General features: G+C 53.0%; 21 protein-coding genes and 1 tRNA gene. 13 read left to right on the forward strand and 9 right to left on the reverse strand.

Annotation, left to right across the window (positions count from 1 at the left end; all coding sequences use genetic code 11):
• Window positions 1-212 precede the first annotated feature (212 nt).
• The 3 genes from plsY (at window position 213) to CLV45_RS22440 (ending at window position 3,162) form a co-directional block, all read left to right on the forward strand.
• Window positions 213-851 carry a glycerol-3-phosphate 1-O-acyltransferase PlsY gene (gene plsY / locus CLV45_RS22435; protein WP_100338718.1) on the forward strand — a complete coding sequence of 213 codons (639 nt, stop codon included), beginning with the start codon at window positions 213-215 and terminating at the stop codon, window positions 849-851.
• A 109-nt stretch (window positions 852-960) separates the two neighbouring features.
• Entirely contained in the window at window positions 961-1,308 is a 348-nt protein-coding gene (locus CLV45_RS25105; RefSeq protein WP_157807734.1) for a hypothetical protein, read from the forward strand.
• A 1,170-nt stretch (window positions 1,309-2,478) separates the two neighbouring features.
• Complete coding sequence (locus CLV45_RS22440; protein ID WP_100338719.1) at window positions 2,479-3,162, forward strand: hypothetical protein; 684 nt, start codon at window positions 2,479-2,481, stop codon at window positions 3,160-3,162.
• Window positions 3,163-3,231: 69 nt separating this feature from the next.
• On the opposite strand, the gene CLV45_RS22445 is transcribed toward CLV45_RS22440, so the two are convergent.
• The 3 genes from CLV45_RS22445 to CLV45_RS22455 form a co-directional block, all read right to left on the reverse strand.
• Window positions 3,232-3,630 carry a response regulator gene (locus CLV45_RS22445; protein WP_157807735.1) on the reverse strand — a complete coding sequence of 133 codons (399 nt, stop codon included), beginning with the start codon at window positions 3,628-3,630 and terminating at the stop codon, window positions 3,232-3,234.
• 202 nt (window positions 3,631-3,832) lie between these two features.
• A complete protein-coding gene (locus CLV45_RS22450) occupies window positions 3,833-6,199 on the reverse strand; it encodes a sensor histidine kinase (protein WP_100338721.1) in 2,367 nt (788 codons plus the stop codon).
• Between the two features lie 73 nt (window positions 6,200-6,272).
• Complete coding sequence (locus CLV45_RS22455; RefSeq protein ID WP_100338722.1) at window positions 6,273-6,914, reverse strand: response regulator; 642 nt, start codon at window positions 6,912-6,914, stop codon at window positions 6,273-6,275.
• Between the two features lie 360 nt (window positions 6,915-7,274).
• Here CLV45_RS22455 and CLV45_RS22460 point away from each other — a divergent pair, with 360 nt between their 5' ends.
• The gene (locus tag CLV45_RS22460; RefSeq protein WP_100338723.1) at window positions 7,275-8,639 is read left to right on the forward strand and encodes a dipeptidase; all 1,365 of its coding nucleotides are present in this window, start codon (window positions 7,275-7,277) and stop codon (window positions 8,637-8,639) included.
• A gap of 246 nt (window positions 8,640-8,885) precedes the next feature.
• On the opposite strand, the gene CLV45_RS22465 is transcribed toward CLV45_RS22460, so the two are convergent.
• The 5 genes from CLV45_RS22465 to CLV45_RS22485 all read right to left on the reverse strand — a co-directional run bounded on the left by CLV45_RS22465 (window position 8,886) and on the right by CLV45_RS22485 (window position 12,822).
• A complete protein-coding gene (locus CLV45_RS22465; RefSeq protein ID WP_157807736.1) occupies window positions 8,886-9,485 on the reverse strand; it encodes a porin family protein in 600 nt (199 codons plus the stop codon).
• A 68-nt stretch (window positions 9,486-9,553) separates the two neighbouring features.
• Window positions 9,554-10,324: a porin family protein gene (locus tag CLV45_RS22470; protein ID WP_100338725.1), complete on the reverse strand. Its 771-nt coding sequence runs from the start codon at window positions 10,322-10,324 to the stop codon at window positions 9,554-9,556.
• A 137-nt stretch (window positions 10,325-10,461) separates the two neighbouring features.
• A complete protein-coding gene (locus tag CLV45_RS22475; RefSeq protein ID WP_100338726.1) occupies window positions 10,462-11,145 on the reverse strand; it encodes a porin family protein in 684 nt (227 codons plus the stop codon).
• A 143-nt stretch (window positions 11,146-11,288) separates the two neighbouring features.
• The gene (locus tag CLV45_RS22480) at window positions 11,289-11,915 is read right to left on the reverse strand and encodes a porin family protein (protein WP_100338727.1); all 627 of its coding nucleotides are present in this window, start codon (window positions 11,913-11,915) and stop codon (window positions 11,289-11,291) included.
• Between the two features lie 157 nt (window positions 11,916-12,072).
• Window positions 12,073-12,822: a porin family protein gene (locus tag CLV45_RS22485; protein ID WP_100338728.1), complete on the reverse strand. Its 750-nt coding sequence runs from the start codon at window positions 12,820-12,822 to the stop codon at window positions 12,073-12,075.
• Window positions 12,823-13,095: 273 nt separating this feature from the next.
• Between CLV45_RS22485 and CLV45_RS22490 the strand changes: the two genes are divergently transcribed.
• Window positions 13,096-14,202, forward strand: a complete 1,107-nt coding sequence (locus CLV45_RS22490; protein ID WP_100338729.1) for an acyloxyacyl hydrolase — start codon at window positions 13,096-13,098, stop codon at window positions 14,200-14,202.
• A gap of 136 nt (window positions 14,203-14,338) precedes the next feature.
• On the forward strand, window positions 14,339-15,034 hold the full coding sequence (locus CLV45_RS22495; protein WP_100338730.1) for a DUF2306 domain-containing protein: 696 nt from the start codon (window positions 14,339-14,341) through the stop codon (window positions 15,032-15,034).
• 9 nt (window positions 15,035-15,043) lie between these two features.
• Here CLV45_RS22495 and CLV45_RS22500 read toward each other — a convergent pair whose 3' ends face one another.
• A complete protein-coding gene (locus CLV45_RS22500; RefSeq protein ID WP_100338731.1) occupies window positions 15,044-16,081 on the reverse strand; it encodes a quinone-dependent dihydroorotate dehydrogenase in 1,038 nt (345 codons plus the stop codon).
• A gap of 233 nt (window positions 16,082-16,314) precedes the next feature.
• On the opposite strand from CLV45_RS22500, the gene CLV45_RS22505 reads away from it, so the two are divergent.
• The 7 genes from CLV45_RS22505 (at window position 16,315) to CLV45_RS22530 (ending at window position 24,471) form a co-directional block, all read left to right on the forward strand.
• A tRNA-Lys gene (locus tag CLV45_RS22505) sits at window positions 16,315-16,390 on the forward strand.
• 230 nt (window positions 16,391-16,620) lie between these two features.
• Window positions 16,621-17,202, forward strand: a complete 582-nt coding sequence (locus tag CLV45_RS25110) for a hypothetical protein (protein ID WP_157807737.1) — start codon at window positions 16,621-16,623, stop codon at window positions 17,200-17,202.
• Window positions 17,203-17,606: 404 nt separating this feature from the next.
• Window positions 17,607-18,797, forward strand: coding sequence for a hypothetical protein (locus tag CLV45_RS25115; protein WP_157807738.1), 1,191 nt, complete (start codon window positions 17,607-17,609; stop codon window positions 18,795-18,797).
• A gap of 2 nt (window positions 18,798-18,799) precedes the next feature.
• Window positions 18,800-19,270 (forward strand): three component ABC system middle component, encoded by a 471-nt coding sequence (locus tag CLV45_RS25630; protein ID WP_100338733.1) that lies wholly within the window; start codon window positions 18,800-18,802, stop codon window positions 19,268-19,270.
• A complete protein-coding gene (locus tag CLV45_RS22520) occupies window positions 19,267-21,204 on the forward strand; it encodes a DUF3732 domain-containing protein (protein ID WP_100338734.1) in 1,938 nt (645 codons plus the stop codon). Before CLV45_RS25630 ends, CLV45_RS22520 begins: the two co-directional genes overlap by 4 nt.
• 114 nt (window positions 21,205-21,318) lie before the next feature.
• Window positions 21,319-22,455 (forward strand): PIN domain-containing protein, encoded by a 1,137-nt coding sequence (locus CLV45_RS22525; RefSeq protein WP_157807739.1) that lies wholly within the window; start codon window positions 21,319-21,321, stop codon window positions 22,453-22,455.
• Between the two features lie 186 nt (window positions 22,456-22,641).
• On the forward strand, window positions 22,642-24,471 hold the full coding sequence (locus tag CLV45_RS22530) for a DEAD/DEAH box helicase family protein (protein ID WP_100338736.1): 1,830 nt from the start codon (window positions 22,642-22,644) through the stop codon (window positions 24,469-24,471).
• Window positions 24,472-24,489: the final 18 nt, after the last annotated feature.

A 24,489-nucleotide genomic window follows, 5' to 3' on the forward strand; every position in this document is an offset into this window, starting at 1 on the left:
AGAGCGAGACATCTCGCGTGCTGATGTTGCCAGGCTATCGGATGACCATTGCCCGCGAGATGTCTCCCGTGGGTCGACAGGACGTTCTTCGGTTTCGGGCCAGCCAGAGAGCGAGACGGGCAACGGGGCAGGGTAGCTGAGCAGCGTTACGCCGTAAAATTGCGTAGAAGCCTGCGGAAGCCCCTTATATTTGGCTGCACCGCCCTTTTTCTATGAACCTCCCCCTCGTCCTGGCCCTGCTCGTGGCCGCCTACCTGCTCGGCTCTATCCCGACGGCCCTCTGGGTCGGCCGCCGCTTCTTTGGCCTTGATATCCGGGAGCACGGCTCCGGCAACGCCGGGGCCACCAACACCTTCCGGGTGCTGGGCAAAAAGCCGGGCTCCGTGGTGATGGCCATCGACGTGCTCAAGGGCTGGGCCGCCACCATGATGGCCTCGGTCATGCTCAGCCAGGGCGCCATCCGGCCCGATCAGCTGCTCTACTTCCAGCTGGCCTGCGGGGCCCTGGCCGTGGTGGGGCACATTTACCCCGTCTTCGCCCAGTTCCGCGGGGGCAAGGGCGTGGCCACCGTGCTGGGCATGATGCTGGCCATTGCCCCGGCCACGGTGGGCGTCTGCATCCTGGTGTTCCTGGTGATGCTCCTGCTGTTCCGCTACGTGTCCCTGGCCTCCATGACGGCCGGCGTGGCCTTTGCCCTCTTGCAGCTGCTGCCCCCCTTCCGCCCCGACAACAGCCTGCTCCTGGGCTTCGGCTTCGTGCTGGCCATCCTGCTCATCTACACCCACCGCGCCAACATCGGCCGCCTGCGGGCCGGCACCGAGAGTAGGGTGCCGCTCTTTGGGAGGAAGTAAAGAGCAAGTAGGTATAGCAATGCTCAACACTTCTAGGGTACGCCGCACTAGTGCACTTGTAGCAGTCCTTGCCACTAGCATCTCCCTGCCTGCCTATGCGCTAGGCGACATGATTATCCCTCAAACTGCAGCACTGGTTATCGGTGGTCCATTGCTACTCATTCTATTCTCCTGGATGTGGACCACTGCCCGCGCCGCCAACCCTGCCCATTCCGGTTATTGGTGGGAAGTAGCCGCTTCAGGTGCTCTATTTAATATTGTCTGGTTGACCGTTCTGATTGTCCTCGATTCTGACACATGGAACAACAGAGAAATTAATAAGACAGGTTTATTTCTGTGCTACATGCTGCCGATCGGAGGCTTGGCTATAGCGCTAGGATTTCGAAGCCGGCTGCGCCCTGCTCTTGTGTTTATAGCAAGCTGCCTGTGTGTCTTTGTAGCCTACCTGCTAAAATAGCTCTGTGCAGTCGCTCGGCTGTGCCGAGTGACGCTTATGTAGAGGGGCTGCGCCCCAAGGGTCCCGCGCCGGTTGGCCGTTCTGTTGGCGCGGCCCAATTCGCAGCAGAACTGCTCACACGTAGTCGTCACTCGGCACAGCCGAGCGACTGCGACGGCATGGGTTCTGGTTAGGCATTCCTTTTCCTAGCCCCAGCGGGGCGGCATAGCGGTAGCTTCTGACCAGCCTTTAGAACACAAAGCCCCAGCGGGGCGACACAAGTCGTTGGTACGAAAGTGTCGCCCCGCTGGGGCTTTTACCGTTTTAGGCGCGTCTTTTTCTACCGCTATGCCGCCCCGCTGGGGCTGCCGGAGCGACTACCACCAGTAGGTCTTATTTTCCGCTTGCGCCGTACCCGGTACTCGTAGAGCGAATACCCCAGGATAAGTACCACCAGCAGCGCGAAAAGGAGGTAGCCCCGCTGCCTTTCGGCAAGTGATGCGTCACCGTGGCCTCTGTGCAGTCGCTCGGCTGTGCCGAGTGACACTTACGCCGGAGGGGCTGCGCCCCGAGCGTCCCGCGCCGTGCGGTTGTTCTACTAGCGCGTTGTAATTCGCAGCAGAGCTGCTCAAGCCTAGTCGTCACTCGGCATAGCCGAGCGACTGCGCTGGGGGCAAGTGATGCGTCACCGTCACCGTGGCCTCGAAAGACACTGTAGCTGATGCTGAGCAATAGGACAAGCCATGAATACATGGCCCGAAGATACTCCCGCTCCGCCCCATGCTCCCGCCGCTGCCTCCGAAGCGCCGGCAGTGCCGGCTCAAGCCCGGCCTGTAGCACCCGAAACGGCTCCCATAGCCTCCCAAGCCCCGGCCGTAACGCCCGAAGCAGTGGAATTAGCTACCGGATGCCTCTTCGGTTGCTACGGAAACCGCTTCGGGCACTACGGATGATGCTTCGGGAGCTACCGCCGGGGCTTGGGTTGCTACGGAAGCCTCTTCGGGAGCTACGGGCAGAGTTTCGGGTGCTACGGGCAGAGTTTCGGGTGCTACGGGCGGGACTTCGGGTGCTACGGCCGAGGTTTCGGGCGCAGCGCTAGGTGGATAAGGCGCAATGATGTAGCTTACCGTCAGCCGACTATCGGCGTGGTAGCCGGATTATTCTTTTTCTAACCTTATTATCTGTTGTCGTATGAATGCCAAGAATCCCGTTGCCGAATACCCCTTTACCCAGGCCGAGCTGTGGCAGCGCTGCCTCGACCTGCAACCCTCCCTGGACCGCGACGCGGCCGTACTGACCGGGCGCGGGGTGACGGCGGCCCGCATTAGTAAGCTCAAAACGGACACGGCCGCCTTTGGGGAAATGGAGCCCGATACGGTGCTGCTACAGGAAGGCGCCGCCGTGACGGAGGAAAAAGACGAGGTGGCCGAGACCTTGAAAACTAGCATGCAAGCGGTGCTCGGCATTATCGCCGTGCAAGATGAACCGCGCACGGCCCGCTACAAGCGGTTTGGGGTGACGAACATCGTAGACCTGTCGGAAGCCAAGCTGCACCTGGCCGCCACGATGCTCGTGAAGCAGGGGCGCAAGTACCTGGAGGAATATAAGGCCGAGGGCCTGACGGCGGCCTTACTCGAGGCGGTGGAGCAGCACAACGAGGACTTTGTGGAGGGCCTCACCGAGCGCAAGGAGGCCGAAAACACCCGCAGTGGGGCCACCCGGGCCCGGGTGCTGTTTGCCAACGGCCTCTACCGGCAGCTGGTGCAGCTCTGCGCCGCCGGCGAGTCGTACTGGAAGCTGACCGATGCCACCCGGGCCCGGGAGTACGTGGTGGATACCACCCCGGCCCCCGCCACGGAGGCTCGCCCCAGCTAGGGCAGCCCCGCTGCAAGAGCGCCCCGGCGGCCATACGGCGGTCGGGGCGTTTTGCTGTCCGGCCGGGGCCTAGGCCTGGGCCGGCCGGGTGGGGTGGGTGGGCAGCAAGCTATTCAGCACGCCGCTCCGCAGCTCTTCCACGCTGGGCGGGTTGGGCAGGCAGCGGTAGCGGGTCAGGGGGCGTAGGTGGGGCTCCTGGGCCGGGGCGTGCCGGGGCTCCTGGAGCAGCAGCAGGGGCGTGGGGCCGCGGCGCTGGAGCAGGCGGGCCGTTTCGAGCCCGTCGGGGGGGCCGGGCAGGGTGGTAGTGAGAATAACCAGGTCCGGGGGCTGCCGGGTGGCGGCCGCCAGGGCGGCCGGGCCCGAGTCGGCCACCTCGATATGCTGGAAGCCCCAGCGGTGGAGCTGTTGCAGCAGGCCCTCCCCGATGATGGGGGCGTGCGTAACGATGAGGATCTGCTGAGTAAGCATGGCTGGCTGGTGTAAAAGCGTCAGGATAAGCGAATTTCGCGCTATTTTGACTCTTTTCCATCCCATGAAACCGGTATTCCCCCCCCCCGATTTAGTGGGAAAAATCAGCCCGATTTCTACGTAGCCCCCTCGTACCGGCTGCCGGGTAAGGGCGACATAGAAATTGGGCTGGGGTGGTGCCGCTTAGCCGGCAGCGGAGGGGCTAGTCCGGCAGGGTAGTTTCGGCCAGGTACTCCGACTGCACGGGCAGCACGATGCTGACGATGGTGCCCTGGCCGGGGCGGGACTCCAGCTGCATGGTGCCCCCGAACAGGGTTACCCGGTTGCGGATGGTCGCCAGGCCCAGGGTCTTGGGCAGCTTGTTGGGGGCAGGCGGGGTGAAGCCCACCCCGTTGTCTTCCACGCTGAGGTATACTTCCCCGTCTTCGTGGGCCACGTGCAGGGTGGCCTCGGTGGTGCGGGCGTGCTTGAGCACGTTGTTGAGCAGCTCCTGGACGATGCGGTAGATGGCCAGGTCCAGCAGGTGGGGGCGGGGCTGGTCGAGGCCCTTGAAGTGGTGGTGAAGCTGAAACTGGCTGGACGGCAGGTGCTGAGTGAGCTTCTGCAGGGCTGCCTGCAGGCCGAAGTCTTCGAGCACGATGGGCGTGAGCTCAAACGACACCATACGAGTGGCCCGGATGGCTTCGTTGAGCAGGTCGAGCACCTTGTGCGAGGTACCCGGGGCCAGGTGAAGCTGGTGCTCCAGGTTGAGTTTGGCGGCAAAGAGCAGCTGGCCGATGCCGTTGTGCAGGGCTTCCGAAATGCGGCGGCGCTCTTCTTCCTGGGCCGTTAGCACGGCCCGGAGCACCTCGCGCTGCTGACGCAGCTGGGCCTGGGTGGCGGCGGTTTGCAGGCGGTTCAGCTCGGTCACGTCGCGCAGAATCAGCAGCCCACCCCCGCTCGACTCGGGCGGCGGGGGCAGGGGAATGGCGGTAATGTCGAAGTGCCGTTGGGAGGCATCGGGCAGGGCAAACGAGAGGTGGGTGCGGGGCTTGGCCTCCCCCGACAAGAGCAGCTGAATCACGCGGCCGGGCACCGACTCGGGGGTGAAGGGCACGTGCTCAAACAGGGGCTGGCTTAGCATCAGGGCTTCGGGCTTGCCGGTAAACCGCTCCATGGCCTGGTTCCAGGCCGTGATGTGGCCCTGCTGGTCGAAGGCCAGAATCCCGTCGGTGCTGTGGTCGAGCAGGCTGCGGATGAAGTTGCGCTCCTGCCGCAGCTTTTCCCGGGCCCGCTCGGTGTCGGTCACGTCGATGGCGAAGAAGATGCCCTGCTGGCGCTGCTGGTCGAAGTAGCCGTAGTTCTGGTAGTACACCTGCTGGCCCTCGTGCTCGGCCGAGCCCACGAAGTTGATTTGCTCGCCGGCCAGCAGGCGCAGGGTGGGCTCTACCAGGCTGGGAAAGGCCTCGAAGACGGTGTAGCCCACCAGCTGGTTGTCGGCCACGCCCACGCGGCGCAGGCCCGCGCCTACCATCTCCACGTATTGGCCTTCGGGCGTGAGGCGGCCCAGGATAACGGGCAGGTTGTCGAGGATGTGCTCTAGCAGGCGGTTTTTGTGGCCCAGCTCTTCCTCGGCGGCGTAGCGGGCCGTCACGTCGCGCATCAGGCCGCTCAGGCACAGCGGCTCGCCCTGGTCATTGGTTACGACGTGGCCGAAGGCGGCTACGTAGTGCACCGAGCCGTCGGGCCACACCACGCGGTGGGTCAGGTCGAGCTGGGCGCCGCGCTGTACGCAGGCGTAAAGGGCCGCTTGCACATTGGGCAGGTCGTCGGGGTGTACGGCCTGGGCCAGCACCTCAAACGGCACCGGGTTGGGGTCGTGGGCGCGGCCGAAGCAGGCCTGGGCGCGCTGGTCCCAGCGGAGCTGGTTGCCGGCAAAGCTCCACTCCCAGACACCCTGCTGGCTGGCCGTAAGGGCCCGGTTGAGGCTTTCCTGGTGCTCACGCCGCTGCCGGATGGCCTGTTGCAGGGCCGAAATATCGGCCAGGGCCAGGCGGCAGCTGAGCGGTCCGGCGGCATCGGCCACGGCCACGGCATCGAGGCGGGCATCGAAGACGGTGCCGTCGGCGGCCTGCAGCTGCACTTTCAGGGTGTGGTTGGCGTCGGTGGTGCTGGCCAGGGTGTTCTGGAAAAAGTCCTGAAAAGCTGCCCGGTAGTTTTCCAGCACAAACACCAGAAAGCGCCGGCCCAGCAGGTGCTCGGGTTCGGTCTTGAAGTAGCGGCTCACCCGCGGGTTGAGCTGGCAGATGGTGCCTTGCGCGTCGAGGGTCACGTAGCCCAGGGGCGCTTCATTGTAGAGGCTCTCGTAACGGTTGCGGGCAGCCTGGGCTTCCTGCTGGGCGCGTTGCAGCTCGTGGTTTTGCTGCTCCAGCTCCAACTGGTACTCCTGCAGCTGCCGCACCAGCTCCTGCACCTGGGCGGGCGTCTTGCCATCCACGGTTTGGGTCATCAGCTGGCGCCGCTGCACCTCGCGCAGGGAGGGCCCTTGCGAGTCAGCGTTGGCGGGCCAGGTCAAATCCAGTTCGCTCATGAGTGCAGATACGGCAGCTACAAATAGGGATGGTACGAAGCGGCAACGACAGGAACGGGGACGCGGGACGCGGCTACTGTAGCAGGCCGCTGCGGGCCGCGTAGCGAATCAGGGCGGCGGTATTCTTGGTCTGGGTTTTCTCGATGATGTTCTGGCGGTGGGTTTCGATGGTACGCTTGCTGGTAAAGAGCTTGTCGGCAATTTCGGCGTTGGTCAGCCCTTCGGCAATGAGCTGCAGCACTTCCAGCTCCCGCTTCGAGAGTCCGCCGCCCTTGGCCGGCTCCGGTGGGGCGGGCGTTTGCAGGGCTTTGGTGAGCAGGCTAATGCCGATTTCGGCGCCCAGGTAAGGCCGCCCGGCCATGACGGCCTCGATGGCCTGGAAAATCTCCAGCTTGCCCGCCGACTTGAGTACGTAGCCGTGGGCCCCGCTTTCGAGCATGCGGCCCACGTGGGTTTCGTCGTTGAGCATGGACAGGGCCAGCACCCGAACGGCGGGGTACTGCTCGTGCAGGCGGGTTGCCGTCGCAAAGCCGTCGAGCGTGGGCATGTTCACGTCGAGCAGTACGAGGTCGGCCGGGGTGGTGGCGAGCTGGTCGAGAAGCTCCTCGCCATTGCTGGCTTCGCCCACTACTTCCAGCGTGGGCTCGGCTTCCAGCAGGGAGCGAAGCCCGTCGCGAATGATTTTATGGTCGTCAACCAGAAAGAGCCGGATCATAATGCTTGCGTTTATCAGTAAAGCGCCGCCCTCGGCAGCCTAATCAGCGTAGTTCGTGCCCCCATCAAGGTCCCGGCGGGCGGCCCGGACCGAGTTGCCGGGCCGAACTGGGCCGCGGACCGCAGCGTACGGAATAACGTTGTATTCCTCAGACAGAATACGTGATACGGAAGGTTTAGGCGAGGAATTTTACTCTTTTGTCGAGGTAAAAGACAAGCTCGGCGGGTAAAAGTGCTACTGCCGCCACCACCTTGCCGGGGCAGGGCGCGAGGCCGTGGCGGCGCACCAGTTGGGCTTGCCGCTTTCCCGCGCGGGCGTGTTACTTTTACGCCACATCCCATCTTGTCTAATTCTTCCCGCATGGCTTCCTACCTCGAAAGTAACCAAGAGCGTTTCTTGAGCGAATTGCTCGACTGGCTGCGTATTCCCTCGGTTTCGGCCGATCCTAAGTTTCACGGCGACGTGCTGCGCGCCGCCGACTACCTCAAAACCCGCCTCGAAGAAGTGGGGGTGGAGAATGTGGAGCTGTGCCAGACGGCCGGCAACCCCATCGTCTACGGCGAGAAAATCATTGACCCCAGCCTGCCCACGGTGCTCGTCTACGGCCACTACGACGTGCAGCCCGCCGACCCCTACGAGCTGTGGACTTCCGGCCCGTTTGACCCCGTTATCAAGGACGGCAAGATCTACGCCCGCGGCGCCTGCGACGACAAAGGCCAGGTGTATATGCACGTGAAGGCCTTCGAGGTGCTGATGCAGGAAGGCGGCGTGCCCTGCAACATCAAGATTATGATTGAAGGCGAGGAGGAAGTTGGCTCCAGCAACCTGGGCATCTTCGTGCGCGAAAACAAGGAGAAGCTCAAGGCCGACGTCATCCTGATTTCGGACACCGGCATGATTGCTAACGACACGCCCAGCATCGAGGTGGGCTTGCGCGGCCTTTCCTACCACGAAGTGGAGGTAACTGGCCCCAACCGCGACCTGCACTCGGGCCTCTACGGCGGGGCCGTGGCTAACCCCATCAACATCCTGTGCAAGATGATTGCCTCCTTGCACGACGAGAATAACCACATTACCATCCCCGGCTTCTACGACAACGTGGACGAGCTGAGTGCCGAGGAGCGGGCCGAAATGGCCAAGGCCCCGCACTCCGACGACGAGTTCAAGCAGAGCATCGGCCTGACCGACATTCACGGCGAGAAAGGCTACAGCACGCTGGAGCGGGTCAGCATTCGGCCCACGCTCGACGTGAACGGCATCTGGGGCGGCTACACCGGCGAAGGTGCCAAAACGGTTATTGCCTCCAAGGCCTACGCCAAAATCTCGATGCGCCTGGTGCCCCACCAGACCTCGGACGAAATTACGGCTCTGTTTCAGCAGCACTTCGAAAGCATTGCCCCGGCCAGCGTGACGGTGAAAGTGAAGCCCCACCACGGCGGGGAGCCCGTCGTCACGCCCACCGACTCGGTAGCCTACAAAGCCGCCGCCGACGCCATGGAAACCACCTTCGGCAAGCGTCCCATTCCCACCCGCGGTGGGGGCTCCATCCCGATTGTGGCCATGTTTAAGTCGGAGTTGGGCCTAGATACCGTCCTGCTCGGCTTCGGCCTCGACTCCGACGCCATTCACTCGCCCAACGAGCACTACGGCGTCTTCAACTTCCTCAAGGGCATCGAAACCATCCCGCACTTCTACCGCAACTACGCCGCCGCGATGGTGAAGTAGTGAACTGGTGAACTGGTGAACTGGTGAGTTTTCTGTTCTGACGGTGCGACAGGCCCATTGCCTTTTGTCCTTGCGAGGCCATCCGTCCTCTGTTAGTGACCAGTGTCCTGTTACCGGAAAGCCCCTTACTACACGCCGTAGTAAGGGGCTTTTTACGTTAGAAGGCGCCGCACATTTCAGAGGACGGATGACCCGGCTGCGCCTTGCCCTGCTACGGGCCGCTCGAACATAAAACTCACCAGTTCACTACTTTCCCCCAAAAGCGTAGCCCAGCACTAGCAAAAAGGTGTGCGACTTGAGCTTGTCGGTACCCAGGGTAGAAACTTCCTTTTTGAAGACGCTGGTGATGCCGCCGTCGTAGCGGATGCCCAGCGAGGGGCCGTGGTGCAGCTGGTAGCCCAGGCCCACCACGTAGTCGAGCCCGGCTTTGTTGACTTCCGGCTTCACGTCATTGCCTTCCTCGTTTTTCGCCGTCAGGGGCAGGCTCACCTGCGGGCCAGCTTCAAAGAACAAACCGGCGGCGTGGTAGCGCACCAGCAGGGGCACGTCCAGGTACGTCAGGTCGCGGTTTAGGGCCTCATCCGTGGCGTCGAAATAGCGCATGGTGTAGAGCACCTCGGGGTGGAAGGACACAACCGGCGACACGTACACATCGGCGGTAAGGCCGGCCTGGTAGGCCGAGTGGCTGGTGGAGCTGTAGGGCAGGGAGTTGCCGCCGGCCAGGTTGGTACGGGCGTAGGCCGCCGTCAGGCCGATGGTGTTGGCGGGTTTGGCTTCCGTGCGTTGGGCCTGCGCGGCGCTGGCCGCCCCTGCCAGGAGCGCCAGGAGGAGAATGGTCTTTTTCATGGCGGAAGTTGGACTGCCGCGCATGAGGCTACCGTGAAAACGGCCGGTTGCCTGGCCGCCCGAGTCCGCTATTCGGGTTTGGGTACTGCCGGGGCGGGCGCAGTAGCCGGTGCGGCCGGAGCCGCGGCCGGGGTTTCGGTGGGGGTGGGGCGGTTCTTTTTGCGGAACAGACGGAATGGGGCCGTAACCAGAAATTTGGCCCCGCGCCCGATACCGGTGCCCGCGTCGGCCAGGGCGCTGCCGAGCTGGCCCGTACCCACGTTGTAGCCCAGATAGAGCTCCATCACGCTGTTGCGCAGGCGCGTCTGCACTGGTTCACCGGCTACTTCCGTACTTTGGGTTACGTTCGTAAGGTCCGCGTTATACCGCCAGCCAATCTGGACGCCCGATTTATCCTGGAAGCCGAAGCCCACGGCAAATCCATATGACATTGGGTTGAAGTCGGGCGGAGTGACGACGCTCGGGTTAGCGGTACTCGACAGTAGCTTGCTGAATTGGGGGCCGGCCTCAAAGAAGATATCATCCCAGTGGTATTGCAGCAGCACGGGCACGTCGAGGTAATCCAGGCGCGCCATCAGGCTGGGACCATAAGTCACGGAATTGTCGCCCTTCATGGTATACAGAGCTTCGGTCTGCACACTCCACTTCGGCAAAAAGGTGGGCCGCAGCTGGACCATCACGCCCCCGTGGCCACCCGCCCGCCAGTTGCTTTTGCGGGCATCGTAGCCCACGGCATTCGAGACGTTGCCCCCGAATTTGAGCCCAACGCGCAGCAGCTGGGCCTGGCTGGTGCTGGCCATCAGCAGGAGGGAAAAGGCAATCAGAAAAGCTTTTTTCATGGACGAAGGAAGGAAAGCTGCCGGGCGCGGCACCGAGGGGTAAAGCTAAGCACAGTTTGGGCCCGTCTGCATGCATAGGCCACGAAAAAGCCCGGCCTTTCCGCAGAAAAGCCGGGCTGCTGCCGTCCGGTGACGGGTTACTTGTTCGGGAGCAGATAGCCTAAGGAAAGCTGGAAGGCCGAGTTGCGGGCCTTGCTCAGGTCGCCGTTGAAGTACGAGCCATCGTCACTTTTTACGAAGTCGCTGAAGCCGCCGGTGTAGCGCAGGTTCAGGCTCACTCCGTTCTCGGCCTGGTAGCCCACCCCCACGGCGTAGCCCAGCTCGTTGCGGTTGAGCTTGCTCAGGTCTTTCTGGTCGTGGGTAGTGGAAGTGCTGGTGCTTCCGGCCAGGCTATTGGTTACGGTCGTTTCATCTTTCACGCTGAGCAGGTAGGAGTACTGCGGACCAGCTTCCAGAATCAGACCCCCGGCGTTGATCTTAAAGAACACCGGTACGTCTAGGTAGTTATAGTTGACCTTGCCCTCGCGCTTTTGCGTAGCGGCCAGGAATTTGTACTCGGTAGGCTTATTTTCGAAGCCTTTTTGCGAAAACAGAATTTCGGGCTGCACCGACAGAAAGCCGTCACCGCTCAGGTCGGCGTTGAGCATTACGCCGCCCAGAAAGCCGATTTTGTTGTTGTAGGTGCTTTCGTTCTGCACGTCACCAGCCAGGTTGGAGTAATTGGCACCGGCCCGCAAACCCAGGCGGACGCCCTGGGCACGGGAAGCGCTAATCGTGGCGACCGATAGCAGGGAGGCTAAAGCAATTACGGCCTTTTTCATGGTATGTGGGGTTGAGGTAAAAGGAACGTGTAGGCTGCCAGCAGGCGAAAAATATGCCAGAACGGTTCAGCCAGTAAAATCCATAAACGCCAAAAGTGCCGTTCTGGTATCAGAACGGCACTTTTGGATGGGGCCAGCGGCGCTTAGTCCAGGCTGAAGAGGTAGCCTATCTGCAACTGAAACACGGAGTTACGCTTCTGGCTGCGCACTTGCGTAGCCGATTCTTCCAACGTCTTGGACACGTCGCCGGTGTAACGCAAGCCGATTCCCAGGCCGCTCTCCAGCTCGTAGCCCACGCCCACCACGTAACCCAGCGTCAGCCGGTTGTAGCCGTCCAGGCTGGTGCTGACCGTAGTCAGGTTGCCGGTGTTACGCTCGTCGCGCACGGCGGCCAAATAGCTTGCCTGCGGCCCCGCCTCCAGAATAAGCCCATTGGCGTTGATTTTGGCCAAAATGGGCAAATCGAGGTAGTGCAGGCGCAGGTTGAAGTTCACGGGGTTGTTTTCCAGCTTGTTGCCTTTGCCGGAGTACAGCAGCTCGGGTTGAACGGAGAAGAAACCGTCGGAGCTCAGGGGCGCATTGAGCATTACGCCGCCGTTGGCATTGACGAGGTACTGATCATCGAGGCCCCCGTTGTCTATAACCGACTGGTTCGTAAAATTGGAAAAGCTCACGCCTCCCTTGATGCCGACCCGCACCTGAGCCTGCGTAGTAGTGGTGAGGCCGGCGGCCAGCAGTAGGGACAATAGAATGGAAGATGACTTTTTCATGCGTGCAGAAAAATAGGAGAGGGAAACGCGTTAAGAGCTTCGACACGGCCCTAAAACGGGTCTTCAAACGCGCAACGCCGGTGCCGAAGCTAACCTATAACCCAAAAAAAGTGGCTGCCCAGGTCGGGCAGCCACTTTTTCAGAGAATTAGGCCGGGTTATTTGCCCAGCGGAAGCAGGTAGCCCAACTGCAGCGTAAAGGCGTTGTTGAAGGCTTTGGGGTCGTTTTTGGTGTCTTTCGAGTCAATCAGCGAATTGAAGCCGCGGGCGTAGCGCAGGCCCACGCTCAAACCACCTTCGGTCTGGTAGCCCAGGCCGGCCACCCCGCTGATGTCAAACTGCGCCAGGTCCGACTTGTCGGCCTCGTCACGGCTTACGCCGGTGTAATCCTGGAAGCCGCTGTTGTCTTCCACCTTGTCTTTATTACCGTTGTTGTACTTGGTGGTCGTCTGCTGCTTGGTTTTGGAGCCAAACAGGTAGCTCACCTGCGGGCCCAGCTCGAAGAACAGGCCGCCGGCGTTGATTTTGGCCAGCAGCGGCACGTCCAGGTAGTGCAGCACGCGCTGCTGCTCAAACTCGATTGAGGAAGTGCCCGAGGGCAAGGCCGCAGCGTTGGTTTGCTTCGATTTGATTTCGTAGCCCTTGCGGTTGTAGAGCAGCTCGGGTGCGAAGGAGAAGAACCCGTCGCTGCTCAGCGGGATGCTGGCGCTGATACCGGCATTGTAACCCACTTTGTAGTCGCCCAGGTCGCTGCTATAGTTGGCGCCCGTGATTTGCGATACATTGTCGCCGGAGATATTGGAATAGGTACCGCCGACTTTAACACCGAGGCGGAATCCGCCTGAATCTTGGGCTTGAACGGCGGAGGTAGCGGCTAGAGCGAGGGCAATGGTTAGATACTTTTTCATGGGAGGAGAGACGAAAAGGTGGGGAGGGTATAAGGTGCTTCGCCAGTTAAGCACGGGTTAAAAATCTGGCTGGATAGGCGTAATAGCGTAAATACGACCTGCTTTGTTGCGGCCGAGCACAGAATTACTTTAGAATTAACCGAATGATAATTAATCCGTTTCCGGGAAAGCTCAACGGTTTCAGGGCGTTGCGCAGGTCAGAATAATGGTGCGTTTCCGTCGGGGCTTGCCCGGGTTTAGCTACTTTTGGAGGAGCTTGGATGTATTTGGTTTATGATGATTCGCTACGGTTTGCTCGGGGCTTTGCTGCTCCATGGCGTCGGGGCCTGGGCTCAGCAGCCCGCGGCCCCCGATGTACGGCCCCCGCTGGTGGTGGGCGCCTACGCCCAAGGCAGCTTTATTATCGGCCATACGCCCTCGGTGAAGCATCTGGTGAAGTCGCACCCCACGGGCCTGGAGCTGAATCTGCAGCGCCAGACCAACGGGCGGGAGCCGTGGCACGCTTGGTACAAATACCCCAAAGTGGGCCTGGCCCTGGTGTATTACGACTACCATAATCCGATGCTGGGCAAGTCGTACGCGGCTACTCTGTATTTGAACAAGCCGTTTTACCGCTCGGCCCGGCAGGAGCTCAACTTCCGCATCGGCACCGGCATCGGCTTTTTCCCGATGCGCTACGACCAGGCCACTAACCATAAAAACACCATCGTTAGCTCCCGCCTGAATGCTACGCTGCAGATGCGCCTGGAGTACGACGTGGCCGTGGCGCCCCACTACGGCCTGCTGCTGGGCGTGGGCCTGAACCACTACTCCAATGGCGCCACGACCAAGCCCAACTTCGGTATTAACCTGCCCACCGTGTTTGTGGGCCTCAACTACCACCAGCAGCGCCCCTTCCGGCCGCTAAGCACCAGTCCCACGGGCCAGCCCGCCGAGGTGGGCCACAATTTCCTGAACTTAAGCACCAGCCTGGGCTTTAAGCAGCGCAACGAGTCGGACCGCCGCAAGTACACGGTGCAGTCGGTGACGGTGGCGGTGGGGCGGCGCGTGAACCGTAAAAGCAACCTGCTGCTGGGTGCCGAGGGCTTCTACGACCGGTCATTGCTGGTGCAGCTGCGCGACACGGCCCGAACTGGTGAGCAGCTCCCAGACGTGAAAAAAGCCGGCGTGTTTTTCGGCCACGAGCTGCTGTTTGGCCGCCTGGCAGTGGTGTCGCACTTGGGTTTCTACGTTTATAATCCCTACAAGTCCAACAAGTTCTACTACGAGCGAGTGGGTCTCAAATACACGTTTACCGAGCAGCTCTGGGGGGCCGTCGACTTGAAGGTGCACCGCGGGGCCGCCGACGTGGTAGAGCTCAAGCTGGGCGTGAAGCTGTAGCGCGGCCTGGGCTTCAGCCGCCCCGGCCGACGCTTCAGCCGGGTAATGCGCGGGTTGGGTAACAGAAACTGGCCGGGTAGGCCGCCGGGTGCTTTCTTTGGACCATTCCTTCGAATCACCCCTGACTGCTGCCCCCATGGAAACGTTTCTGGTCTACAACCGCTGGCTGCACATTCTGGCCGGCTTCATCGGCTTCTTCGTGGCCCCGGCGGCCCTGTACGTGCGCAAGGGCGGCCCGGCCCACCGGCTCTGGGGGCGGGTATTTTTCTGGGCTATGGTGGTGGCCGGCAGCACGGCTATTGTGTCGGCCTCCCTCAACGGCTTGACTTTTTTGCTGCTCACCGGCATTTTTAGCCTGTATTTAGCTTGGTTTGGCTACCGCTCGGTGTATCACAAGCGTCTGAACCGGGGGCAGGAGCCAGCCGCGCCGGCCGACTGGGTAGGAGTGGTGGCCGGCACGCTCATCTTTGCCGGCACTCTCGTCTACGGCCTGCTGCACCTGAAAGCCAACCCAGTGCCGGCCGTTTTTGGCGCCATTGGCTTAATGATAACCTTGCGTCAGGTGCGGGCTTTCCGCCAAAAGGGCCCGTGGGCCGCCGGACAGTGGCTAATTAACCATATGTCGGGTTTCGTGGGAGCTTATATTGCGGCCGTGTCGGCGTTTTCGGCCACCAGCCTCACCTTTATTCCGTTTCCGCTGAATTTTCTGTGGCCCACACTGGTCATGGTACCCCCGCTGATTTGGGTGCAGCGCCGCTACAAACGGCAATTTGTCCAGGGCCAGCACCCCGAGCAGGTCGTGCAGGTCCGGATTCAGCCCGAACTAACTTAGGCGGTTTGGCTACACCTGGGCGGCTACCAGGGCCTGGTTGATGCGCTTTACCAAAGCCGGCCCTTCGTAGATAAAGCCCGTGTAAAGCTGCACCAGGGCCGCACCAGCCCGTATTTTTTCCAGGGCATCGGCCGCCGAGGCTATGCCTCCCACCCCAATGATAGGCAGGGTGCCCCCGCTGCGCTGATGCAGGTAGCGAATTACCTCAGTGGCCCGCTGCCGCAGGGGCCGGCCGCTTAGGCCGCCCGCCCCAATGGAGGCCAGCTGGCCCGCCGGGGTTTGCAGAGCGTCGCGGGCAATGGTGGTGTTGGTGGCCACTAGGCCGCTGAGCTTGGTTTCGGTGGCAATGGTCAGGATGTCGTCGAGCTGGCCGTCGGTGAGGTCGGGGGCAATTTTGAGCAGCAGCGGCTTGGGGCGGGTTTTGGCGAAGTTGGCCTCCTGCACCTGCTGCAGCAGCCGAATCAGGGGCTCTTTCTCCTGGAGCTGCCGCAGGTTGGGCGTGTTGGGCGAGCTGACGTTGACCACGAAATAATCCACGGTATCGAACAGCGTTTCAAAGCTGGCTACGTAGTCGGCGGCGGCCTGCTCGTTGGGCGTGTCCTTATTCTTGCCGATGTTGCCGCCGATGATGATACCGGAACGCCGCTGCCGCAGGCGCTGGGCCGCCGCCGCCGCGCCTTCGTTATTAAAGCCCATGCGGTTTACCAGGGCCCCGTCCTGCGGCAGTCGAAACAGGCGCGGAGTTGCATTGCCCGGCTGGGCCCGCGGCGTCACCGTCCCGATTTCGACGAAGCCGAAGCCTAGGGCTGCCAGCTCATCGGTCAGCTCGGCGTTCTTGTCGAAGCCCGCGGCCAGCCCCACCGGATTGCGGAATTTCAGCCCAAAAACCTCTCGTTCCAGCCCCGGGTGCTCGAAGCCGTAGAGGCTGCGCAGCAGGGCCGGCGTGCCAGGTAGGCGGTAGCTGCGCCGCAGGTTGTTGAAGACAAAGTGGTGGGCCTGCTCCGCGTCGAGCTGGAAAAGCAGGGGTTTGAGCAGGGCTTTATACATGGCGGGCCATAAGGTATCCGGCCACAAAGCTCCTACTTATTCCGCTACAATACTTCCTCCTGGAGCCGTCGGTTTGGGAAGTTTTCTGTAAAATTTATATCCCTGATACTAAGCCGGCTAGAGCCGTGTAGGTGATAAAAGCCCAAACTTAAGCCGCCAGGATTTGCACAATAGACGGGTTTATGCCACTTTTGCAACCCCGAAACGCGAATCCCGTTTCGCCTTCGGGTCCTGATTCTGTAGCTCAGCTGGTAGAGCAGTACACTTTTAATGTACGGGTCCTGGGTTCGAATCCCAGCGGGATCACCACTTTCCTCTTAGAAAAGCCTCTAGCTAACAAGTTAGGGGCTTTTCTGCTTTTAAGACCTCTTTTTGTACAGTGAAATGTACAGTCTGAGGGTCTAATATGGATGGTTACTCAGAGCGGTTATTAGGTTAGTCTGATTGATTTTGTCAGAACATAAGGGAGAAGGATAGGGGAGATAGTAGGTGGTTAATAATTTCAGCTTTCCTATCTAAGACAGAAGTTATCTTTCAAGATGCTTACCGACTTCATAGATAAATATTCAACAGCTACTATAACCCTAGCTCAGACAACCTTCATGCATTTGGAGGTGGAAGGAGCACATCTATTTAGAATAGACTTCGAGGAAAAGGTAGAAGCTAAACTGAAGCCGGGTAGGGGAGGGGTCTTAGCTCATCATACTACCCATCCACTGCTGAGTCACTATAATGATGATAAGACAGAAGTCTATATTAACTCGGCTCCTGATGATCCAGCAGGATTGTATGAGGGCATTCAAGAGGTCATAGCTAGAAACCCTCAGGAATGGAGGGATGGGGAAGCTTCTTGCTTCAAGTCAGACTTTACTACAATCAAATCTGATTACACCACTGGTGATGGTACCATCAAAGAGGTGCTCATTCAAGGGAGAGGTAAGCTTATTAGCCTAGCTCCTCCATCAATAGCCTCTGCTGTGCTTGCTGCATGTGATAAGCATGGGGTAGCCACTAAGGCCTTCACTCATCCAAGCTCCTATCATCCTCACCAATACAGTTTGCTCTCAATTGGCCCTTATTATGTGATTGCCTTTGGCTTCTCAGTCCGAAAACTCCAATAAACCATTATTCTGAAGCTCGTATATCCTCTCTGCTGAGCTTTCACAGAACTAGGGTAGAAAGCCTTGATCTATCAGATTAAGCTTCTGTGAAGGGCTTATTTCTGTGTGTTCTGTAAGTTTTCTACATCTTAGCCTTCCCAAATCCTTTCTGCCTCCACAAATAGGCCCCGGTACAAGGATCTCAAAGGTTAGTCGGGGCCCTTTTTGGATGTAAGCTCACGAAGACATCTACTCAAAAAAAATAATTTTAAGCTATATAATTGTATGATTAAGACTTTGTTTAAAATTGAGTAAGGCTATTTTCCAGCTTATTCCCCAAGCTTATGGTGAGAGTCAGGCAAATATTGACAAAAGGTGATACCCTTGCAATCCCGCTCGGATTCTAATACTAACAATGCTCACAAATGGCTAATATCACTGATGATGCTCAATTCCACAATGATGCTAGTAAGTCGAGATATGGCGACTTGTACCAATATATAATAGCACTAGAGCATTGTTTAAATGCACCAGCAGGAGGAGTGATTTATATTGAGCAGAGAGGCGATGTTGCTAACGAATCTATAAGTGTCGAAATTAAACACCACGATTCGAAGAAGCATACAATTGCAGAGAAACACATTGATTTTTGGAAAACTCTTAAGAATTGGGTTGTTAATAGAGATGTAATAGCGGGGTATAGTGAACTGATATTGTTAACTACTTCGAATATTACCCTAAATTCCAAATTACATAACTGGAATGAAATAAGTGCACCTCAGAAGCTAAACATAATTAAAGAAATCAAAAATGATGTATTAACCAATAATACAAATAAGACTATTCAACCTTTTATTAAGTACATATTCGAGTTTCTGCCTAATGGGCATAATGATACTCATTTGTTATCAATACTAGATAGATTTAAGATAATCAGTAATCAGCCACGCATACTTGAGAAGATAGCTGATATTCAAAAACTAAACCAATTCAAATTTATACCTTTTAAAAACAGAACACCTTTTATACAGGAGCTTCTATCATATATAATATTTAGGTGTGTAGTTGAGGATTTAAGCCAAAGCGTATCTTCAGAATTAAAAGCTAGTGAAAGCTGGCTAGTGAGAATTGATGCTTTTAATGCCTTTGCAGAAGCAAAAATTAAGCACTACGTAAAAGATAGTACACCTATCATTACCACATATAGGAATCATACAAGTGATGTTAGTAAATACAGTCAATATGTGTTTGTAAAAGAAATAGAAAAAATCAACTACAATACAGAAATACAAGAAGCTGTTAATAATTTTCACAGAGCCTTCTTAACAACATTGGATATGAGTAATGATGACCCCCTTTTTGTCATGGCGGTTGAAGGACTTCAGGAAGTGATTTTAGATGATTTAGTGCTTTTAAAGAAGACTATATTGTTAGAAAATGAGTGTTCAGATAAGAAGCAGGCTGAGCGAAATGCAAAAATCTGCTTTGCTAGAGCAATGGGCTTTGATATCAGGAAGATACAAGGGTATGAATTAGACCATACATTTTTTCAGAGAGGTACAATTCATCAAGTAGTAGATTTAGAGTCGTTTAACTGGCATATTGAATTGGAATAATAATGGACATCAAAGATATTAAATCTATTACTTTGAATCCTGTATTCGGAGCCGAGATACTTATACACTTTCTTATGGGCTGTAAGGAGAGGAGTATAAAATTTGAGTTAATATTTATGGTGATACCCTTCGTTCTTTATAAAGATTCTAGAGATTTACTCTGCAATGCTAACTCAAGGTCTAGTTTAAACAGTCTGTTTCTATCAGCTAATACGAGCGTTACAAGTATTATTGAGTCTGAGAAGGTGTATAAAACTTTCAAGTCAATAACGCAAAAATCTATTATAGTAGCTTGCAATAAGTATAATATTGAAATTGGAGATTATATTACTTTGCACGATGTGAAAAAATATCAAGATGAAAATAATGAGTATTTAAAAAGATTTTACAAAGCTGCTTACTATCTTGGTTTGACAATGAGTAAGATGGCGTATCTTGATGTTTTTTCTAAATTGACCATCAGAAGCATATGAACTGTTTTGTAAAAGAAGTGTTGATCCTAAATAATATTGGAGAAAAGAGAAGGGTAAGTCTATTTCCGGGACTCAATATTATTACTGGTGACTCAAAAACCGGAAAAAGTGCGCTTATTGAGATTGTGGACTACTGTTTATGTAGTCGTGTGTCCAATATACCACAGGGAGTGATATCTGAATTCGCTTCTTTATTCTGCATAGTGCTCAAATTTGCTAGTAAGCAGTTAGTTATCGGTAGAATGTCATATTGGAGCGGTGGTGCTACAAAGATGTATTTTAAGGTTGAAAATGCGGAGTTTGAACCAAACAACCTGACAGCATCATATTTTGCAGAACAAAGCCCGATTCAGCTTAAACAAGCGCAGTTAGAGATAGAAAGGCACTTAGGCCTCTCCGTCACAAATATGTCTGAAGGAAATGAAGGGGAGATGTCAGATAATAAGAAGGCAAGCTTAAGAGATATGACATCTTTCTTATTTCAGCATCAAAACCTTATTGCCAATAAGCATTCACTTCTTTATAGATTTGATGATTACAGAAAAAGACAATCAGTAATTGATAGTTTTCCTGTATTTAGTGGCTGGGCTAATGATAATTACTTTTTGCTAAAACGTCAAAAAGAATCAAAAGAAAGAGAATTCAAGTTGATTAATAATAGGGCTAACTCAAATGACAGGTTTTTGAAATCATTAGAAAATGAGCTTAAAGGTTATATCAAAAGTTATTATTATTTAATAGAGAAGCCATTTGATGAGCAAAGATCTGTTCAGTCTTATATAAACAACCGACAAGAAATATTGCCTGACAGATCTGCAATCTACGTAGGAGGTGGAATTGATGACCAATATAGTAGGCTGACTAGTCTTTTTGAAGCAAATAAAGTAGCTATAGCTGCATTATCTAAGAAAATTAAAGGCCTTGAAGATAGTGAATCCTACGCTGTAGGATTTCAAATGAGCCTGAGTGATATCCAAAGCAGATTTTTAGGAAATCCTTTAAAAGATACTACTTATGAGTGCCCTACATGCGGTAAAGAACATCCCGAATTAAATCAAGAGATTGAAGCCTTGGCGCTTTCAAACGAACGAATGCAAGATGAATTAAGCCAAATTTCTACTTATGCTGTGTCTTATGCAAAAGAAATTGAGCAACTGAGCATTCAACGAGAATCTTTAAGAAGAGAGAATAGCTTAATATCAAAACAAGTTGCTGATATAGAAAATACATTTGAGATTATCCAAAATCAAAAAAATGTGTCAAATGCAATTGTATATGCAAAAGCTCAGCTTGATTTAAGAATAGAATTATTCAAAGAAAACGCAAAAGATATTAATAGCGAATTTACAGCAAGAGCTGTTGAATTGCAATCCGAAATTGATTTTATCAATACTCAACTCAATCAATACAATATTGGCAGATTTTTCGCTTTTGCTGAAACTGAGTTGAGCTCAGATCTTAATAGAATCGGCAATAAGCTCGATTTTGAAGAACAGCTTAAGCCCTTGAATCTTTGGTTTGACTTAAAAACATTTAATTTAACACACGAATACAAAGATGTTGGACTAATTAGTCTAAGTGAAATGGGTAGTGGTGCAAACTGGTTAACATGTCATTTAGCTCTATGCTTAGGTCTTTTGAAATGGTTTGCCTATAATTCAAAGTCAACGGTTCCCTCATTTCTCTTTCTAGACCAGCCAAGCCAAGTTTATTTCCCCAAAGAATTTGATGCCACGAAGGACGAAGATATAAAACAGGTGTCTGCAGTATTTACGACTATCTTAGAGGAGCTTGAGTCTATTAAGGATGTAGTTGGCTACACTCCTCAGGTAATTGTAACAGACCATGCTGATAATCTCAAATTAAAGGGATATGAATTCAATGATTATGTGCGTAAGCGTTGGACTCCTGATAATGATGGAGCTCTTATTTAACGAAACTGTTTTTATTCAAAATGATTTTTAATAACATGATACAAACATTGTATTTTTAGTAATTGTATTATTGATTTGAATAATTTGCTCATTTAAACTTGCATTTAAATAAACATGGCTGATTCCGTTAATCTCTTTTACCTAGAAGATGTGTATCCAGATGCATCTTCGCTTCTTTCTTCGGTATTTAAGACTGTGGATCAAATAGTGCCTAATACAATCTTTGTTTTAGATACTAATGTCTTATTGACATCATTTGATGCAAGTAGCAATACAATCAGTGATATTGAAGGTATTCTCTTGTCTATTAAAAGCCAAAATAAATTATACATTCCGGCTAGAGTTGCAAGGGAGTTTGTTAATAACAGAGGTAAAAAAATAGGGGAGCTATATTTAAAAATGCGTCAAAATAAAGAAAGTTTGAATAGAGTGTCATTCAAGATGGATGAGTATCCACTCTTATCTGATAATAGCAATTATAATAAGTTGAAGGATGTTTTTGGTAATATATCCAAGTTGGTTTCCGAATCAAGAAAGCTATTTGATGCTCTAGACAATGATATAAAACAGTGGCATTGGAATGATAATGTTAGCGAAGTGTATAAAAGGATATTTTCTAGTGAAGTAGTTATTGAGTTAAAAGAAGAACGAGCTAAGGTTATAGAAGACCTCAAGTTTAGGATGATTCATAAAATAGCACCTGGTTATAATGATAGTGCAAAGCTGGATGAAGGTATTGGGGATTTGATTATATGGAAAACATTAATTGAAATCTCACAAGAGAAACATGTTGATGTGATTTTGGTAAGTGATGATCAAAAAAACGATTGGTTTTATAAACAAGATAAAGTAAGCTTATATCCAAAATATGAGCTTTTTGATGAGTTCAGAAGATTGACAAATGGCCAGTCTGTTAATATAATTTCTTTTGCCAACTTCTTAAAGCTGATGAATGCTAAGGAGGATACTGTAAATGAAATAAAAGCCAATATAGTTTTAGAAAAACTCGAACAAACTAAAGACAAGTTTGTGGCTGGACTTTCTCTGGACTATTTAAATGTAGGTGCTGCTGTAGAACAGCCCAAATTTGGATATGGAGTAGTGAAAGCAGTTGAACAAATTAATAATGGTGACTATGTCTTAACAGTTGATTTTGTTGAGTTTGGCGAAAAACGCCTTTTACACAAATTAGTTAAGCTAAGACCTGTTGATATGAATTCTTCAGAAGAAAACATGAACATTTATAAATAAACCATGGTTTTGATACTATATAATGATATATTTTTACTATATTCGTAAGTTATTCAGGGCATAAGAAGTGCCCTATTTTTATATCTTTCATGGAGAATTTTTACCAATAGGCTCCTTAATAAGATATAAATTTCTCCGGATTACAGCTATTATAAATTTATATAATTATTTAACAATCAATAACTTATGAAAAACGAAATCAAAAAACAAATCATTAAAGCCCCTAAACAGGCTAAGTACCTTAGTGACTTCCTTACTGACCTACCTAAAGGCATCTTCAATAAGAAGCAGACAAACGTAGGGGGAACTCACCTTGCTCTCACCCACCCAGAGAACTACATTATTATAGCTCCCACTGTAGAGTTGATCAAGAACAAGGTAGAGAACCAAGCAAACCTTCCTTACCCTGTGTTTGGTCTTTATGCTGATGTACCTAATAGTGATTTCAGGGAGTACATCAGGAAGAATGAGGTTCACCACATCATGGTGACCTATGATAGCCTTCCAAAGCTTATTCGTTGGTTAGCTGCTCTGGACATTGATGCTTACACCTACAATGCCCTGCTGGATGAGTATCACCTTACTCTACTCACTATGGGGTATAGGGAGAGAGCTATTGTGGGCATGATGGAGCACATTACAAAGTTTAGTCACTACACTCTTATGAGTGCTACTCCTGTAGCAGACGAGTTCGTTCCTCAAGTGCTTAAAGAGATGGACTATACAGAGGTAGAGTGGGAGAACAACTTGATCTTAAAGCCTCAGCGAATTAGGACTCCAAATCCTTATGCTGTTGCAGCTAATATCATTGAGATGTACAAGGAGGGTGAGATTTGGTTAGATGTAGATGGTATAAGCGTACAATCAGAAGAAGGATTTTTCTTTCTCAATTCGGTCAAGGGTATTAAGAATATTATTGATAGAGCAGAGCTTACCCCTGATGAGGTGAAGATAGTTTGCAGTGATACACTGAGGAATAGAGAGACCTTAGGAAGTGAGTTCAAGATATCTGGTAGCTTAAGTGAAAATAGAAAATTCACTTTCATCACTTCTAAAGCATTTGAGGGATCAGACTTCTTTAGCCAAACTGGGGTAGTATATGTGATAAGCGATGCTAAGCGGAAACATACTCTAATTGATATCCAAACTCAGTTGTATCAATGTGCTGGAAGAATAAGAACAGAGAGCAACCCCTTTAGGACCAAGCTATTTCACATATATAGTACTGGGTATGCAACCCAGACTAAGGATGATTTTGATAAAGAGCAACAGGAAAGAATTCAACACTCAAAGGTTATTATAGATACTCAGAATAAAGCAACTAAAGAGATAAGGTTAGCTTATAGACCTAGATTGAGCAAAGACCTTGAGAGTGATTTTATCCTTTATAATGAAGAAGAGGATAGGTATGAATACAATGAGATAAAAGAGAAGTTTGCTGAGTTTGCATTCAATCTCACTAACAGCATTTATAAGAATGGCTTGGCTTTGAGAAAAGCTTATTCTGAAGCTGGTGTTGATGCAGGAGATGAGGGGTATGTATATGCTGATGAATTCGATGATCAGGATTTCATCAAAAGCGTCTCCACCAGTAGCTTCAAAGACCTATTGATACATTATTGCCATCTTAGAGATATGCAGCTACTCTATGATGAACGCGAGCTAATCAAACAGTATGAGAGAGAATATCCTAAGTTTAAATACTATTATGAGAGGCTAACAAGTGCTGAGATTAGTACTTGCAAGTATGTCGAACGTGCTCTGGATGAAAAGATATATTCAAAGAGTCCACAGGTAAAGAATGCAGTAGCAAAGGAGGTGTTTTTAGCATTTAAGCTCAATTTGTTCTATTCGCTCAAAGACGCTAAACAAATGCTGAAGGACATTTATAAGAAAGTAGGTTCTAAGGCTTCAGCTAAATCAACTGATCTATCAGCATACTTCGAGGTAGAAAACACAGCAAGAAGGCTTGATGATAAAAGAGTAGATGGTTTGGTTCTGACAAGAAGGAAGTAAGCTCATACAGATACTTAT

Source organism: Hymenobacter chitinivorans DSM 11115 (genome assembly GCF_002797555.1).
Classification (GTDB): Bacteria; Bacteroidota; Bacteroidia; order Cytophagales; family Hymenobacteraceae; genus Hymenobacter; species Hymenobacter chitinivorans.